The organism is uncultured Endozoicomonas sp. (genome assembly GCF_947495845.1).
Lineage (GTDB): Bacteria > Pseudomonadota > Gammaproteobacteria > Pseudomonadales > Endozoicomonadaceae > Endozoicomonas.
In genome coordinates, this window is record NZ_CANMAO010000032.1 from 1 (window position 1) to 15532 (window position 15532).

Genomic DNA, 15532 nt, shown 5'->3' on the forward strand with positions numbered 1-15532 from the left:
AACCGGCGACTTTCCCCTTACAAGAGGGCCGATCAGCGAGGCCGCTATCATACCGAAGCGGCTTTCGTTGTCAAGCGGTCGTTTTCAGATGCTTTTCAACTCGCTGACGTTGTCGTTCAGACCGTGTCAGCGGAGGCGCATATTACCGCGCCGAGTGATTTTGTCAACCGGTCATTCAACCTTGTTTTTCAAAATCCTCTTCTCGTTCAGCAGTGCTGTCCGGAAGAGCTGCGTATACTATATATCCATATCGCTATTAGCCAGATGGATTAATACCTATTTTTAGCTTATCCCGCTTAATACGATTCATAGACGATCGCCGTCTATTTAACTGCTTTATAGATACAACACCGTCAACCAACAGCGGTACCTTTCCTGTTCGTACAGCCGGTTTCTCCATTATGCTTCGTTGCCTTTAAAGAGCCGCTTATTTAAAATGCACGCGCAGCAAAGGCTCTATTTTCAGCCGAGCACTTAAAAACCCAACCATGACCCGTGTTCAAAGAAAATCTCATCATTTTCTCCGAGCAGTTTCATTAAGCCCTTTGGGCATTAACAATTACAAAAATTCAACGATACCCAATAAGTCATTCATCGTGTTGCACCCGCCGAGTCGGCGATATCAACCCAAGTTTTCTGGAGAATTCACTTGTTTGAACCCAACGTCAGAAACGTTGCCACTATTAAGAACGACCTGCTTTCGGGTTTGACCGTGGCATTGGCCCTGGTTCCAGAGGCCGTCGCATTTGCATTTGTCGCCGGCGTCGAACCACTGGTTGGCCTTTACGCCGCCTTTCTTGTCGGTCTGATTACTGCCGCCATTGGCGGACGTCCGGGAATGATTTCCGGCGCTACCGGTGCACTTGCCGTCGTGATGGTCAGCCTGGTCGCTATCCACGGCGTTCAGTATCTTTTTGCCACCGTAGTATTGATGGGTATTCTTCAAATGCTTGCCGGTGCCTTCAAGCTGGGCAAATTTATTCGAATGGTGCCGCACCCGGTCATGCTGGGCTTTGTTAATGGTTTGGCTATCGTGATCTTCCTGGCGCAACTCAGTCAGTTTGGTGTTCAGGGCGAAGCGGGCTGGCTGACGGGCACCTTCCTTGAAAACAGTGTGGTGGATGTGGCCTGGATGGGCGGTACTGAGTTGTACCTGATGCTGGGTCTGGTTGCGTTGACTATGGCGATTATTCACTTCCTGCCAAAACTGACTACCGCTATTCCTTCTTCACTGGCAGCGATCCTCGTTGTTACCGGTGTCGCACTGACGTTAAACCTTGATACAAAGAGTGTTGGTGATGTTGCAGGAATTGCCGGTGGCTTGCCTTCTTTCAGCATTCCTTCAGTGCCTTTTACCTTTGAGACACTGGCAATTATCTTCCCTTATTCTCTGATTCTTGCCGCCATTGGTATCATCGAATCGCTGCTGACATTGCGAATGGTGGATGAAATCACCGAGACTCACGGCAGCAGTAACCGCGAATGTGTTGGTCAGGGTGTTGCCAATGTTGTGACGGGTTTCTTCGGTGGCATGGGTGGCTGTGCCATGATTGGTCAGAGCATGATCAACGTAAACTCAGGCGGCCGTGGTCGTTTATCCGGTATTTCCGCTGCGTTGTTCCTGCTGTCCTTTATTCTGTTTGCCTCTTCATTAATAGAGATGATTCCGGTTGCGGCTCTGGTGGGCGTTATGTTCATCGTTGTCATCGGAACCTTTGAGTGGAGTAGCTTCCGAATCATGAACAAAGTTCCAAAGGGTGATGCCTTTGTTCTGGTTCTTGTTTCTGTGGTGACTGTGCTGACCGATCTGGCGGTTGCCGTTATCGTGGGTGTCATTGTTTCTGCCCTGATTTTTGCCTGGAAACACGCCAAGCACATCCGGGTGGAGAAGCAGGATGACCAAGATGGTTCAACCATTTACAACATCCACGGCCCATTGTTCTTTGGCTCGACCACCCACTTTCTGGAACAGTTCACGCCAAGAGACGACAATGAGAATGTCATTATCGATTTTCAGGATTCCAAAGTAAGCGATCATTCCGGTCTTGAAGCTATTGATACGCTGGCAGAACGTTACCTGAACAGCGGCAGGAAATTACACATCCGACATCTGAGTCCAGACTGCAGAAAGCTTCTCAGCAAGGCGGGCAATATGGTTGAAGTGAATGTGATTGAAGATCCGAAATATTTTGTGGCGACTAACGCCTGATCATCTACATAGCCCGGCGATACAGTCGGGCTTTTTTTATCCGCAACTATCTATTCACAACTATCTAAAAAAGACTCGCTCAGACTTACTCCCCATAATTGCGCACCATAGTTCTGATTTGATAAAGTGATCCTGTCTGTCCATAACAAGAAAACCAAAGAGGCAACTGCATCATGAAAACCATCGAACAATGGTTCAGTGAGTACGGCGAAAGTCACCAGAACAAAACCAATAAGCTCATCCACTGGATTTGTGTTCCAGCCATTCTTTTCAGCATTGTTGGCATTATCTGGGCATTCAGCCCGATTGCCGCCTGGGTGCTGATGGCGGTGACCATGCTGTTTTATTTCAAACTCTCGTTTAAATTGTCACTGGCGATGATTCTGATTTTTGCCGCATCCGCTGCACTGTCTCAAGCTTTAGGTGCTTATGTGCTGGAAGCCAGTATTGGAATCTTTGTAGTCGCGTGGATCTTTCAGTTTGTTGGTCATAAAGTTGAAGGGAAAAAGCCATCGTTCTTTGATGACTTGAAGTTTCTACTCATCGGCCCGCTGTGGTGCCTTGGCTTTTTGTTCCGAAAACTGAATATCAGTTATTAACTTTATTTGCTCTTGCAACTGCATCCTCAGTATCCTTCCAGCCTCCTCTTGGCTGGATGAGATCTGAACGAAAATAAACCATCCCGTCTTTATCCGTCACTTTCAGCGGCGTATACAAACCATCATTAAAGAAGCCGGGCATTTGAGCCTTTATAATTGCATGACATAAACCACGCGTTAATTGTTGTACTTTTTCTAACTGACTCTTTGCTTCTTGCAACGCACCTAAGCGACTATCCATATCACAACCACCCGGTTCACCTTTCAGTTTCTCCCGAAGAAGATCCAGCGTACCATACAGTCCACCAAGTAATAAGTGAGTTTGATAACACCTAGCCAGAGCGGTTAATTTAAAAGCTTCCAAGTGTTCATCAGATAATCGCCCCTCCAACTCACAGCCATTGGTTTCCGCTAACTCTATATCCTTTTTCAAAAGGATATTACGAAGGGTTTCCAAAGCAGTGATAGCACCTCCTGTTTTGCTTTTATCTGGCTGAATAGATAGAAATATTAGTGTAAAGGCATTTTCATCATAGAGTGCTTCTTTCTGACCCAAACGCCTGATTGATTGGGATAACGTCTCGATCTCATTCAAATAATCAGAGCTCGCTAAAAACAACTTAACTCTACCATTACCGTTCAACTTTTTGTCTAGAGAGCCTCCACGTACAAAATATTGGAATTCTCTGTCTACCACGCTGGCAGTATATTGTGCTTTGCTTAATACCTTACTTTTTACCCACCAGTAGCATTCGGAGAGCTTATTCTTTATTCGAGTGACTAAGGAGACTTTGCGATCAAAAATGCTTTTATCAATGCCAATGGAAGGATCTGATGACTTCTTTGCACAGAAAAAAGGTGAAACGGTTCGGCCATTTGCCAAACCTGAAACAGTATTTTCGTTCAAAATATTATAGACAGGAACGATTACATTACTCTTAGCATGCTCTTGTCTGAACCCTGATGTCGTAGGCATAGCCAATACTTCCCTGTGAGCCAACAAATAGAATATGATCACCTGATTTATCTGTGCAATTCGGTTGTGAAAACCACGAATCACCAGTACATTCTGTTTGATATCCGACCAGCCAGCAATTAGACATTAGCATAATCTTCACCTCGACCCAGCCAGCGGTTAATCAATGGCTCTGCGTATTCTGGCGACCGTTCAATGAGTTCTCGAGCTGCATTGCGTACAGACTCCATCAAATCACCATCACGTTCAAGATCAGCCACTCGAAACTGGGCTAGGCCGGTTTGCCTTGTACCCAGCACTTCTCCCGGGCCTCTTAATTCCAGGTCTTTTTCAGCGATCACAAAACCATCGCTGGAATCCCTCATTACCTGCAAACGCTCTTTACTCTGTCGGGATAACGGGGCGTGATACATCAACAAACAGTGACTGGCCACACTACCACGGCCAACCCGACCACGAAGCTGGTGTAGCTGAGCAAGGCCCAGACGTTCGGGGTTTTCAATAATCATCAAACTGGAGTTGGGAACATCAACGCCCACTTCAATCACGGTGGTAGCCACCAGCAAATGGAGATGACCTTCTTTAAACGCTTTCATCACCTCGACTTTTTCCGCCGATTTCATTCGCCCATGAACAAGCCCTATGGATAATTCTGGCAGGCTTTCTTTCAGCAATTCAGCAGTCACTTCAGCCGCCTGACATTGCAGGGCTTCGGACTCCTCAATCAGAGTACACACCCAATACGCCTGACGACCTTCCAGACAGGCTGTTTTTAGCCTCTGCATTACTTCGTTGCGACGATCATCACCAATAACCACGGTATTTATTGGGGTTCTGCCCGGCGGCAGCTCATCAATCACGGAGACATCCAAATCAGCATAGGCACTCATGGCAAGCGTTCGCGGTATTGGTGTTGCCGTCATGATTAGCTGATCAGGCAGGCCGCCATTTTTCTCACCTTTTTTGCGCAACGCCATACGCTGATGAACGCCAAAACGATGCTGTTCATCAATAATGGCCAAACCCAGTTTGTGAAAATGCACTTCATCCTGAAACAATGCATGGGTTCCAACAACCACTAATGCCTCGCCGGTCGCAATCTGTTCAAGCACTTCCTGCCGCTTTTTCCCCTTGGTTTTTCCGGATAGAAAAACCATAGAGATGCCAAGTGGTTTCAACCAGTTAGCAAAGTTGATTTGATGCTGCTCTGCCAAAATCTCCGTCGGCGCCATAACGGCAGCCTGATAACCGTTTTCTACCGCCTGTAATGCAGCCAACGCGGCCACCACCGTTTTACCCGAGCCCACATCACCCTGCACAAGGCGCAGCATTGGTTGAATAGCCGACATATCCTGACTGATATCATTCATCACCCGCTGCTGAGCCCCTGTCAGAGAAAACGGCAGTTGCTCCAGCATACTATCCGTCAACTGACTTTTAGGCGGCATGGCAAAGCCACCTATAGACTGCACTCGTTTTCTAAGCTGTTGCAGGCTCAAGTTATGAGACAGTAATTCTTCAAATGCCAGGCGTTGTTGAGCGGGGTGCCGACCTTCTCCCAAAAGCTCTGTGGAAATATCCGGTGGTGGTTTATGCAGTAATTTCACGGCAGCTACCAAAGGACTCAACCGATACTTCTGCCGAATGGGATCAGGCAATAATTCCTGCAACGAATCTTCATTAGCAAGCAGCGATAAAGCTTGCTCGCAAAGGCTTCTGATGCGCTGCTGAGTTAGCCCTTCAGTGGCCGGATAAACCGGTGTTAAGGTTTCCTCTACATCTATCGGTGCATCCGGCTGAATCACTTTGTATTCCGGATGATAAATCTCAAAGCCGGTAGCGCCTCGGCGAGGCTCACCAAAACAACGAACTTCAGCCCCAGGTTTTAAATTGTTTTTCTGCCCAGCGGTAAAGTGGAAAAACCGCAGACTGATTGAACCAGTACCGTCGCTTACCCGGCAAAGAAGACTTCGTCGTCTACCCATGACCACTTCGGAAGCGAGAACCTTACCCTGAATAACCACATCGCTATGTGGCTGAAGTGAACCGATTGGGACGACCCGGGTTCGATCCTGATAACGCATGGGAAGGTGGAACAACAGATCCTGAATCGAATGAATGCCGATCTTGCTCAGTTTGTCGGCCAAAGCACTGCCCACACCTTTTAAGGTGGTGACAGAAATATCATTCAATGATCGGTTTATATTCACTGTCGTTTACCAACCAACATTTACTGGGCTATGGGCATTTACTGGGCTATGGGCATTTACTGGGCTATGGGCATTTACTGGGCTATGAGCATTTACTGAGCTATTGAGCATTGCCGTAGTGCATCAGATAAAACATCAATGGCTTTGGGCCTCGGAAAACTGGCTCGCCATGCCAAGGCTACGGTTCTACCCGGTGAAGGTGCACGGAAAGGCCGAGTTGTCAGCAAGTTAGGCGCATAGTGATGATCAACTATGGCTGATTGTGGTAGAACACTGATGCCCATTCCGGAAGCTACCATGTGCCTGATGGTTTCCAGAGATGTCGCTTCTATACCACTTCCGTCGCCTTCTTTTTTATTGCCCAGAACCGGGCAGGCTTCAAGAATTTGATCACGAAAACAGTGGCCTTCCCCTAACATTAATAAATCGGCTTCAGCCAGATCGGCAGGATCAATACTTTCCTGCTCTTCCCATGGATGCCCACTGGGCAGCAACACTTTAAACGGTTCATCATAGAGTGGCTTAGTCAAAACATCCGGCTCATTAAACGGCAAGGCAATAATAATGACGTCCAGTTCGCCCAGCCGAAGCTTACGACGAAGTACCGCTGTAAAGTTTTCTTCGATATAAAGCGGCATATTTGGCGCACTTTGAGCCAACTGTGGAATCAGGTGCGGAAACAAATAGGGCCCGATGGTGTAGATGGCTCCCACTCTAAGTGGAGAGCTCAACTGATCTTGCCCGGTTTTTGCCAACTGTTTGATGGTTGCTGATTCTTCCAGAACTTTTTGCGCCTGACCAATAATCAGCTCGCCCATTGGGGTCACGCGAACTGCATTGCGCGTCCGTTCGAACAACGCCACACCCAGCTCATCTTCAAGTTTTTTCACTCCGACACTCAAGGTAGGCTGACTGACGTAGCACTTACTCGCGGCACGGCCGAAGTGCTGCTCCTGAGCAAGGGTGACAATGTAGCGAAGTTCTGTCAGTGTCATAGCGTAATCAACTTTCTGGGCGCCGGTTGTGCCGAATATAATAGCCAAGTACATAGTACTGTAAATAAACACAGTGCGTATTTACAGTACTATGTACTTGGCTATTATGATTTTTACAGAGATTATATCAACTGATAGAGCAGTGCTATGAAAAAGCTCAATGTGGTGATTGCCGGTTGCGGTGATGTAGGTTGTGAACTGGCGAGGCAGTTGCTTGCTCTGGATGCTTTTGATGTCTGGGGACTGCGCCGGGATATTTCCAAACTGCCTGCGGGTGTAAAGCCTATTAAGGGCAACTTATTCGAAATAGAAGCGCTAGGTTCATGGCCAAAGCGCATTGATTATCTGGTCTACTCTGCATCATCAGATGGCGGTACCGAAGAGCAGTATCGTTCAGCGTATGTTGATGGCCTGCAAAACGTGATTCAGCGATTGGAAGACAACAATTACGCTCCTCGTCGCATTTTCTTTACTTCCAGCACCAGCACCTTCCATCAAAGCAAAGGTGAATGGGTTAATGAGGCCTCCACAACCGAGCCGGTTAAGTTCACCGGCAAAATCATGCTGGACGCCGAAAACCTACTGAACCTGTCGCCTTTCAAAAGTACCGCCGTTCGACTTGGTGGAATATATGGTCCGGGCCGAAGCCGATTAATTGACCGCGCAAAAAAAGGGCAGGGCTGCCCGAAATCTCCGGAAGTATTCAGTAACCGCATTCACATGAAAGACGCGGCGGGCATTATTGCGCACCTGATTCAGCGTGATGATAACGGCTTTGATATCGATGAGCTTTATCTTGGTGTGGACGGCCACCCAGTCACAATGCATGAAATACTACAATGGCTGGGTGAACAACTGGAAGTGGAAATGGACAATGATAACTACCCTGCTCCGCAGCGGGGGAATCGTCGATGCTCAAATGATCGTATCGTTGGTACTGGGTATCAGTTTTTCTACCCTGACTTCAGGTCTGGCTATTCAAAGCTTTTGTAGGCGGATAAGCAAGCTTACTCGTGCGCATAAGCCTGAAAAAATCACTTCAATTCAAGTATCGCTTCAATTTCTACCGGCACACCTTTTGGCAGCTCTTTCACACCGACTGCTGCGCGAGCAGGGTAGGGTTGCTTAAAGAACTCAGCCATTACTTCATTCACTTCGGCAAAGTTCGCCATGTCGGTGAGAAAAATGGTGACTTTAGCGGCATCATCCAGATGGCCGCCTGCGGCTTCAGCAATCGCCCGCAAGTTTTCAAAACAAAGGCGTGTTTTATCTTTAAAGCTACCAGCCAGAAGCTCCATGGTATCAGCAACCAAGGGAATCTGACCCGAGATATAAACTGTAGTACCGGCTTTAACCGCCTGAGAATAGGTACCAATCGCCTTAGGGGCTTTATCTGTATTTATTGTCTGCCTGTTACTCATTATTTATCCTTACTGAAATTAAATAACCAAAAGTGCTAACAGGAAACCAACGATACTAGTGGACAGTCATGATTTTTCAAGCCTTTCGGTAAGTCTCACGACTCACGACGCCTTCTTACGATGGAGTTCACACCTTTAATAATCCGTATGCGCTTTATAATTCTGGCCAGATGTAAACGGTCACGGACGTTCAATACCAGTTGCACGACACTGCACTGAGAATCCTGCTCAACCATGCTGATTTTATCGATATTGCCTTCAACTGCTGTAATGGCGGTGGCCAGAGAAGCAATCATGCCACGGTGATGCTGAAGTTCGACACTCAGTTCCACCGTAAATTCACCGGAAACCTCTTTATCCCACTCAACCTCAAGCACCTTTTCAGGATGATGGCGAATTTCTGCAACATTCGGGCAAGAATCCGTGTGAATTACGATGCCTCGGCCAGAACTGACATGCCCAACCACAGGATCGCCTGGGATTGGATAGCAGCACTTACCGAAGCTGATCACCATACCTTCAGAGCCACGAATGGACAGTGGCGCTTCCCGCTTGGAAATATCCAGCTGGCTCTTGCTCTCAGGCAGACTGCCCGGCTCAACCAGAATTTTGGCAACGATATAGGCCATTCGATTACCAAGGCCAACATCTTCCAGAAGCTCATCCAAATCGTTTAACTTGGAGTTAACGAGCTGATTTTTAATAGATTCCTCACCGATTTTTTCCAAATTACTGTCAAAGCTCAGAAGTGCTTTATTCAGTAAACGGCGACCAAGGGCAATGGATTCATTTCTGCGCTGGTGTTTCAGGAAGTGTCGAATGTTGGAGCGAGCTTTGCCGGTAATAACAAAGTTCAGCCATGCTGCGTTTGGTCTGGCACCTGGAGCAGTGACCACTTCAACCGTCTGACCACTTTGCAAAGGCTGACTTAGCGACGCAAGCCGTTTATTTATACGGCACGCGACGCAAGTATTACCAACATCAGTATGCACCGCGTATGCATAATCGACAGCTGTCGCACCTTTCGGCAGCTCAAAAATATGCCCTTTCGGCGTGAAGACATAAACTTCATCCGGAAAGAGATCGATTTTGACGTTCTCGATAAATTCGAGTGAGTCACCAGCGTTCTTTTGCAGTTCAAGAACGCCTTTCAACCATTGTCGGGTTCTGGCATGGCTGCCGGAGAGCGCTTCTTCACCAGACTTATATAACCAGTGGGCAGCAATACCATTGTTGGCCATGTCTTCCATTTCCTGTGTGCGGATCTGGATTTCTATGGGGACACCGTGCATACCAAACAACGTGGTGTGCAGAGATTGATAACCGTTGGCTTTGGGAATAGCGATGTAATCTTTAAAACGACCCGGAATGGGCTTGTAGAAGTTATGGACAATACCCAGCGCTCGATAACAACTATCCACACTGTCGACGATGACACGGAACGCAAACATATCCATGATTTCATCGAAGGATTTACTCTGGCTGCGCATCTTGCGATAAATGCTGTAAAGGTGCTTTTCACGACCAACCACCCGGCCTTTTAGCCCTTCGTCTTCCAGACGTGCAGCGATGGCCTGCTGAACTTGTCCGACCAGATCCTTACGATTGCCCCGGGCATTTTTTACCGCCTGACGAATGAGCCGTGAGCGCATGGGATACATGGCAAAAAAACCAAGATCTTCTAATTCAGTTCGTAAGGTGTGCATGCCAAGGCGATTGGCAATAGGGACGTAAATATCGAGGGTTTCTTTGGCTATCCTTCGTCGTTTATCTGGACGAAGTACGCCAAGGGTTCGCATATTGTGCAGACGATCCGCCAGCTTCACCAGAATTACCCGGATATCCCGAGCCATGGCCAACGCCATTTTCTGGAAATTTTCTGCCTGAGCCAGGGTTTTGTTCTCGAACTGCATGTTGGTCAGCTTGCTGACGCCGTCCACCATATCAGCGACCACATCACCAAACTGGCTGGCAAGGTCTTGCTTTTCGATACCGGTATCTTCGATGACATCATGGAGCATCGCCGCCATCAGGCTGTGATGATCCATGTGCATATCCGCAAGAATGGACGCAACTTCGAGGGGATGAATAATGTAGGGGTCGCCACTGCGGCGAGTTTGTCCGTCGTGTGCCTGCTCAGCATAGTAGTAGGCACGACGAACCAGGTTGACCTGCTCGGGATTCAGATAGGACTTCAAGCGGCCGGCAAACTCATCGATGGTCAGCAAAGTCCGCTCCTTATGCGCAGCTCATCCATTGCACCTTCACAACACTTTCTAAACACTTTTGCTACATAACTGCAGCCATTTACATGCAATAGAAAGCAGAATCAATCCGCTTGTACACCTGCCAGGAACATGGCCGCTTCTTCGTCATCGATAGCGCGCTCATCAACATTCAGGGGGGTTACCAGGCCCTCAGCGATTTCACGCAGGGCGACAACGGTAGGCTTGTCATTTTCCCAGGCAACTTTTGGGTCTTTACCGCCGATAGTCAGCTGACGGGCACGCTTGGAAGCGACCATGACCAATTCAAAACGGTTGTCTACGTTATCCAGACAGTCTTCTACAGTTACTCGTGCCACGGTGGTTTACTCCATCTTTGCAATCTTTGGGGATAAAGGTGCTGGCATCAATACAAATTAAATACTGTAAATTGAATGCCGGTTTGCCGGACCGTTTAGTTTACTTTACGACCCATAGCCAGACAAGCTTTAGCACGGTTAGTGTTTGCTCCATAGTCGTTGCGGATTATAGTATCGCTGTGTACTAAAACGATAAAATCACACTTCAAGAACACAGCTTTGGAATCTTCATGGCCAATACAACCAGCCAACCTGAACAGCCCAAAAGGCTCAACGACCTCCGCAGCATGATGGCACAACAGGGCATCGATGCATGGATCATCCCTTCTTCAGATGCTCATAACAGTGAATACGTCGCCAGCCATTGGGAAGGGCGCGCATGGCTTTCAGGCTTTACGGGGTCAGCGGGTACCGTGGTCGTTACTCAAGACAAAGCGGCCCTTTGGACGGATGGTCGCTATTTCCTTCAGGCTGAAGAGCAACTAATGGGCACGGGTATTGAGCTGATGAAAGATGGCCAGCCTGATGTGCCAACCATGGCAGAATGGCTGACCAGCGAAGTGAAAGAGAAAGGCGTTGTTGGTTTTGATGGTGCCGTGCTGAATCTTAATACCGTGAGAACACTTGAAAATAAGCTCGCAGAAAAATCCATTAGCCTGAAAGGTGATCAAGATCTGCTGGATCAGATCTGGAGTGACCGCCCTTCATTGCCAGCAGAGCCGGTCATTAATCACGAACTTTTTTATGCGGGCAAGTCGATTTCCGAAAAGCTGACCAATGTCCGCGAGCTTATGGCTATCAAAAAGGTGTCTGATCTGCTGATCACGACGCTGGATGATATCGCCTGGCTGTTTAACCTTCGTGGTTCTGATATCGAGTGCAACCCGGTGTTTCTGGCCTATGCCATGGTTTCTCAGGATGCCGTAACACTGTTCACTGATAGCAGTCGTATCACTTCAGAAGCTATGCAGTCACTGAATGACAGCAAGGTTTCCCTGGAAGCATATGACGATATTTTCAAACACTTGTCTGCACTGTCGGAACCCACGACCCTGCTGATTAATCCGGCTTCCACAAGCTATAAGCTGGCTTCTGTGATCCCGGAAAACATTAATAAAATCGAAGACCGCCTGCCTACCACAAATCTGAAAGCCATTAAGAACAGCACTGAAATCGAGAGGATGAAAGATTGCCATCGTCGTGACGGCGTTGCCATGGTGCGCTTTATACGCTGGCTGGAAACCAATATCCCCACCGGCAAGCTGGATGAAGTCAATATTGATGAGCAGCTGGTGCAGTTCAGGGCTGAAGCGCCTGAATTCAAAGGTGTCAGCTTTCCAGCGATTGTTGGTTACGCTGGACACGGGGCAATCATCCATTACCGGGCAGATAAAGACAGCGCCTACAACGTTAAAGAGAAAGGCTTGTTGCTGATTGACTCCGGCGGCCAATATCCCGATGGCACCACCGATATTACCCGTACTTTTGCCTGTGGCGAGCTAACTGAAGAAGAGAAGCGCGATTACACCCTGGTGATGAAAAGCCATATCGCCATGGCATCCGCAAAATTCAAAGCCGGTACTATTGGCATGCAGCTGGATGCCATTACCCGCCAACCTATGTGGGCAGAGGGCATGGACTACAACCATGGCACTGGTCATGGTGTTGGTTTCTTTCTGAACGTGCATGAAGGCCCCATGAGTGTTAGCCCAAAATTGATAGAAGTTGCTCTCAAGCCGGGAATGGTGATTACCAATGAACCAGGTGTTTATCGCAGTAATAAACATGGCATTCGTCTGGAAAACATCATGCTTGTGGCTGAATACGTTAAGAATGATTTCGGCAACTTTCATCAGCTAGAGCTTCTGACAATGGCTCCTTTTGATACTAAACCACTGCTGGTAGAAATGCTTACCGAACCTGAAAAGTTATGGCTAAACAATTATCATCAAAATGTTTTTGAGGAATTATCTCCATTGCTGAGTTCTGAAGATAAAGATTGGTTACAGCAAAAAACAATGGCTCTCTAATTATTGCTATCCAACAATAGTGGTTGTTTGGTCTATTTGCCTGACAGCCACTTCAAATCAAAGCGAACTGCCAACCCTCCTAAATTGACATTTGCAAATTTTCCTTTTTTCTTCAGGGTATGTTGATCAATAATCTGTGAAAGCTCTTTTAATAATTTTCCCTCTAGTTTTTTGGGAGGTAAGGAAGCCCTCTTGAATTTTGTCAGATCATTATCAATAGCCTCTTTAATCGATTTTGAAAGCTTCTCCTGTAAAACGCATTGGATAGAAGGGTATTTCTTATAAACTGCAAAGTTCCGGCGCTCCATTTTATCAACCAGCCTTAATACATCGCGTCTAAAAGAGTCTAACAAAATACCCCTCTTACTGTAGGGAAGCTTTTCGGCAACGCTTTGCTCCCAGGACAAGATATCCTTCATACAAACCACACCAGATTCATTTAAACTTCCTGATGTCCTAACATTCATATCATATTGCTGATCAGCCAATACTTTCAGAACAGACTCCCTGTATTCTCGTACTATACTGTCACCCCCTCCTGAGCGAGACTTCAGCTTTTCATTCATTTCTCCGGCTGTTTTCCGAGCATGTTTTTCTATTCTTTGCGTTGCTTTACCAACCCAGGCCGTTGAGTTATTGGAAAATAATGCGCGCACCCCCTTGTCTTTTCCATTCTTGATGAGGTCTTCTATTTTTAACCGGGTCTTTTCTTCTGTCTTCCTGACCAAATCGTTATAAACGTTCCCATAATCCTTTATTCCTTCTTTTGAAAGTAAACGTGTTACAGACTTAGATTTCTTACGCAATTTTTCCCCGGCACTCTCAAACTGCCTGACCAATTCATCGTCTGGCTTATCGGTTTTATTCATTTCCTTTTTCAACTTTTTAAATTGAGCCTCAGTCTTATTCCGCTGTTCAACATGCTCATCTGCATAAAAGCAATCCAGATTAAGACCTACATCATAAATCAGCTGTTGATCCTCCTTAGAAAAACGTCCAACCTGAATCAAGTTGCTTGCAAAGGACCTACGCATGCGGTAATCATGCATTTTAATAAGTCGCTGTGACTGTACAATATCCATTGAATGCTGGACGACTTGGTCGATCGTTGATGTTTTTTCCCCTATTTTGAGGGTTTGTGTCAACAGAGATTCATGAGCCACCATTTCAACCAGCTGATTATATTTTTTACTACTCTCTTTTGATGATGGTTTGTGCTCAGAACTGTACCCTTTCGACTTGCACTCATCCCGAATAGTGCTTAAAAACTCGGTAATACCTCTCGATACTTCATTTGGATCACTACTGCTTAAAGCCTTGTGAAAGATTTTATTGAGTGTCGCTGAACCAGACGTTTCTTTTTTGATATAGTTCTGTTTCGGTTCAATGGTTGTCAGAGAGCGGGAGCTTAAACTCGTCTGCAAACTGGACCTTGAACTTGCCTTACTCTTTAGATCAATAAAGCCAGAGTCTACACTAGACGTTGATATGGCGCGCCCCCGAAACTTTCTTGAGGCCTGACCTGACTGCCTACCTTCTTGGCTCTGACCTACAAGCCTAACAACGTTTTGGGATGAAATACCCGAGTTATTAGTAATCCCCATTTTCGCTCCAAAATGAATCATATCACTCTAAATAGCGGCTAAAGGGGCATTCTCATTACTCGATGTTTTCATTACCTTGAATAGGTTGTATGCAAGAGGGAGGTGTAGCTGGTGACTGAGATTTGCGCTGCCAGATTTGTCAAAGCAGCGCTTTAGAGAGAAGACAGAAAATAAGACTTAGCTTAACAGCCCTTTGATTAGATCTTCCTTGTAATGCTGTACCCAGTTTGTTGATAAACGCTGGCTGCGAATAATGGTCTGTAAATCTCTGAGCGCCAAGTCAAACTCATCATTAATGACAAGGTAGTCAAACTCACCATAGTGCGACATTTCACTGACCGCCTGAGACATTCGTCGTTCAATGATGGAAAGATCGTCGGTAGCGCGCCCAATCAACCGTTCACGAAGGGCTTCCAGAGAAGGCGGTAAGATAAAGATGGAAACCGCATCTGGCATCAACTTACGAACCTGCTGTGCGCCCTGCCAGTCAATTTCCAGAATAACGTCTTCACCCTTTTTCAGCTGCTCGCGCACCCAGTGCTCTGACGTGCCGTAGAAGTTCCCAAACACTTCAGCGTGTTCCAGAAACATGCTCTTATCCATCATCTCCCTAAAACCATCCAAAGAGATAAAGTGATAATTCACACCATCCTGCTCACCAGGGCGAATCTCACGAGTCGTGTGAGAAACCGATACCCGCACATGGGGCGTGGATTCAACCATGGCCTTAACCAGGCTGGTTTTACCGGCACCGGAAGGGGCTGCAATGATGTAAAGCGTACCAATGTTCATATATGAAGCTCCAGAGCCAGGCTCTGTGAAATCTATAACTTATAGAATAAAGCAGGCTAGAGCGCTGTCCAAAAAATTGCGCCGCCTTTCTGCTAAATCGACCACTAAAACT

The 15532-nt window shown here is 47.0% G+C and carries 13 protein-coding genes; 5 read left to right on the top strand and 8 right to left on the bottom strand.

What is annotated here, in order from left to right:
- From Q1B11_RS16780 to Q1B11_RS16790, 3 genes are all read left to right on the top strand, one after another.
- Positions 1 to 273, top strand: a 273-nt coding sequence (locus tag Q1B11_RS16780; RefSeq protein ID WP_299734524.1) for a hypothetical protein, incomplete at its 5' end; no start/stop codon positions are given.
- A gap of 376 nt (positions 274 to 649) precedes the next feature.
- Positions 650 to 2209 carry a SulP family inorganic anion transporter gene (locus tag Q1B11_RS16785; protein ID WP_299734526.1) on the top strand — a complete coding sequence of 520 codons (1560 nt, stop codon included), beginning with the start codon at positions 650 to 652 and terminating at the stop codon, positions 2207 to 2209.
- A gap of 173 nt (positions 2210 to 2382) precedes the next feature.
- Positions 2383 to 2808 (top strand): Mpo1-like protein, encoded by a 426-nt coding sequence (locus tag Q1B11_RS16790; protein WP_299734528.1) that lies wholly within the window; start codon positions 2383 to 2385, stop codon positions 2806 to 2808.
- Here the strand turns inward: Q1B11_RS16790 and Q1B11_RS16795 are convergent.
- The 3 genes from Q1B11_RS16795 to Q1B11_RS16805 all read right to left on the bottom strand — a co-directional run bounded on the left by Q1B11_RS16795 (position 2798) and on the right by Q1B11_RS16805 (position 6989).
- The gene (locus Q1B11_RS16795; RefSeq protein WP_299734530.1) at positions 2798 to 3784 is read right to left on the bottom strand and encodes a hypothetical protein; all 987 of its coding nucleotides are present in this window, start codon (positions 3782 to 3784) and stop codon (positions 2798 to 2800) included. The genes Q1B11_RS16790 and Q1B11_RS16795 overlap by 11 nt on opposite strands.
- A 119-nt stretch (positions 3785 to 3903) precedes the next feature.
- Positions 3904 to 5976: an ATP-dependent DNA helicase RecG gene (gene recG / locus Q1B11_RS16800; RefSeq protein ID WP_299734601.1), complete on the bottom strand. Its 2073-nt coding sequence runs from the start codon at positions 5974 to 5976 to the stop codon at positions 3904 to 3906.
- Between the two features lie 110 nt (positions 5977 to 6086).
- On the bottom strand, positions 6087 to 6989 hold the full coding sequence (locus Q1B11_RS16805) for a hydrogen peroxide-inducible genes activator (RefSeq protein ID WP_067581899.1): 903 nt from the start codon (positions 6987 to 6989) through the stop codon (positions 6087 to 6089).
- A 147-nt stretch (positions 6990 to 7136) separates the two neighbouring features.
- On the opposite strand from Q1B11_RS16805, the gene Q1B11_RS16810 reads away from it, so the two are divergent.
- Positions 7137 to 7982, top strand: coding sequence for an SDR family oxidoreductase (locus tag Q1B11_RS16810; RefSeq protein ID WP_299734532.1), 846 nt, complete (start codon positions 7137 to 7139; stop codon positions 7980 to 7982).
- A 41-nt stretch (positions 7983 to 8023) separates the two neighbouring features.
- On the opposite strand, the gene Q1B11_RS16815 is transcribed toward Q1B11_RS16810, so the two are convergent.
- From Q1B11_RS16815 to rpoZ, 3 genes are all read right to left on the bottom strand, one after another.
- Positions 8024 to 8410: a RidA family protein gene (locus tag Q1B11_RS16815; RefSeq protein ID WP_067581906.1), complete on the bottom strand. Its 387-nt coding sequence runs from the start codon at positions 8408 to 8410 to the stop codon at positions 8024 to 8026.
- 95 nt (positions 8411 to 8505) lie between these two features.
- A complete protein-coding gene (spoT, locus tag Q1B11_RS16820; RefSeq protein WP_299734536.1) occupies positions 8506 to 10638 on the bottom strand; it encodes a bifunctional GTP diphosphokinase/guanosine-3',5'-bis pyrophosphate 3'-pyrophosphohydrolase in 2133 nt (710 codons plus the stop codon).
- 101 nt (positions 10639 to 10739) lie between these two features.
- Positions 10740 to 10994, bottom strand: a complete 255-nt coding sequence (gene rpoZ / locus Q1B11_RS16825) for a DNA-directed RNA polymerase subunit omega (protein ID WP_299734538.1) — start codon at positions 10992 to 10994, stop codon at positions 10740 to 10742.
- 230 nt (positions 10995 to 11224) lie between these two features.
- Between rpoZ and Q1B11_RS16830 the strand changes: the two genes are divergently transcribed.
- On the top strand, positions 11225 to 13024 hold the full coding sequence (locus Q1B11_RS16830) for an aminopeptidase P family protein (protein ID WP_299734540.1): 1800 nt from the start codon (positions 11225 to 11227) through the stop codon (positions 13022 to 13024).
- A gap of 32 nt (positions 13025 to 13056) precedes the next feature.
- Here the strand turns inward: Q1B11_RS16830 and Q1B11_RS16835 are convergent, their stop codons facing one another.
- Positions 13057 to 14649: a hypothetical protein gene (locus tag Q1B11_RS16835; protein WP_299734542.1), complete on the bottom strand. Its 1593-nt coding sequence runs from the start codon at positions 14647 to 14649 to the stop codon at positions 13057 to 13059.
- A gap of 156 nt (positions 14650 to 14805) precedes the next feature.
- On the bottom strand, positions 14806 to 15420 hold the full coding sequence (gmk, locus tag Q1B11_RS16840) for a guanylate kinase (RefSeq protein ID WP_299734544.1): 615 nt from the start codon (positions 15418 to 15420) through the stop codon (positions 14806 to 14808).
- Positions 15421 to 15532 lie beyond the last annotated feature (112 nt).

Coding starts and splice junctions, on each gene's coding strand:
- Q1B11_RS16790 (WP_299734528.1), top strand. CDS start 2,383: ATGAAAACCATCGAACAATGGTTCAGTGAGTACGGCGAAAGTCACCAG.
- Q1B11_RS16795 (WP_299734530.1), bottom strand. CDS start 3,784: ATGCCTACGACATCAGGGTTCAGACAAGAGCATGCTAAGAGTAATGTA.
- Q1B11_RS16805 (WP_067581899.1), bottom strand. CDS start 6,989: ATGACACTGACAGAACTTCGCTACATTGTCACCCTTGCTCAGGAGCAG.
- Q1B11_RS16810 (WP_299734532.1), top strand. CDS start 7,137: ATGAAAAAGCTCAATGTGGTGATTGCCGGTTGCGGTGATGTAGGTTGT.
- Q1B11_RS16815 (WP_067581906.1), bottom strand. CDS start 8,410: ATGAGTAACAGGCAGACAATAAATACAGATAAAGCCCCTAAGGCGATT.
- Q1B11_RS16830 (WP_299734540.1), top strand. CDS start 11,225: ATGGCCAATACAACCAGCCAACCTGAACAGCCCAAAAGGCTCAACGAC.
- Q1B11_RS16835 (WP_299734542.1), bottom strand. CDS start 14,649: ATGATTCATTTTGGAGCGAAAATGGGGATTACTAATAACTCGGGTATT.
- gmk (WP_299734544.1), bottom strand. CDS start 15,420: ATGAACATTGGTACGCTTTACATCATTGCAGCCCCTTCCGGTGCCGGT.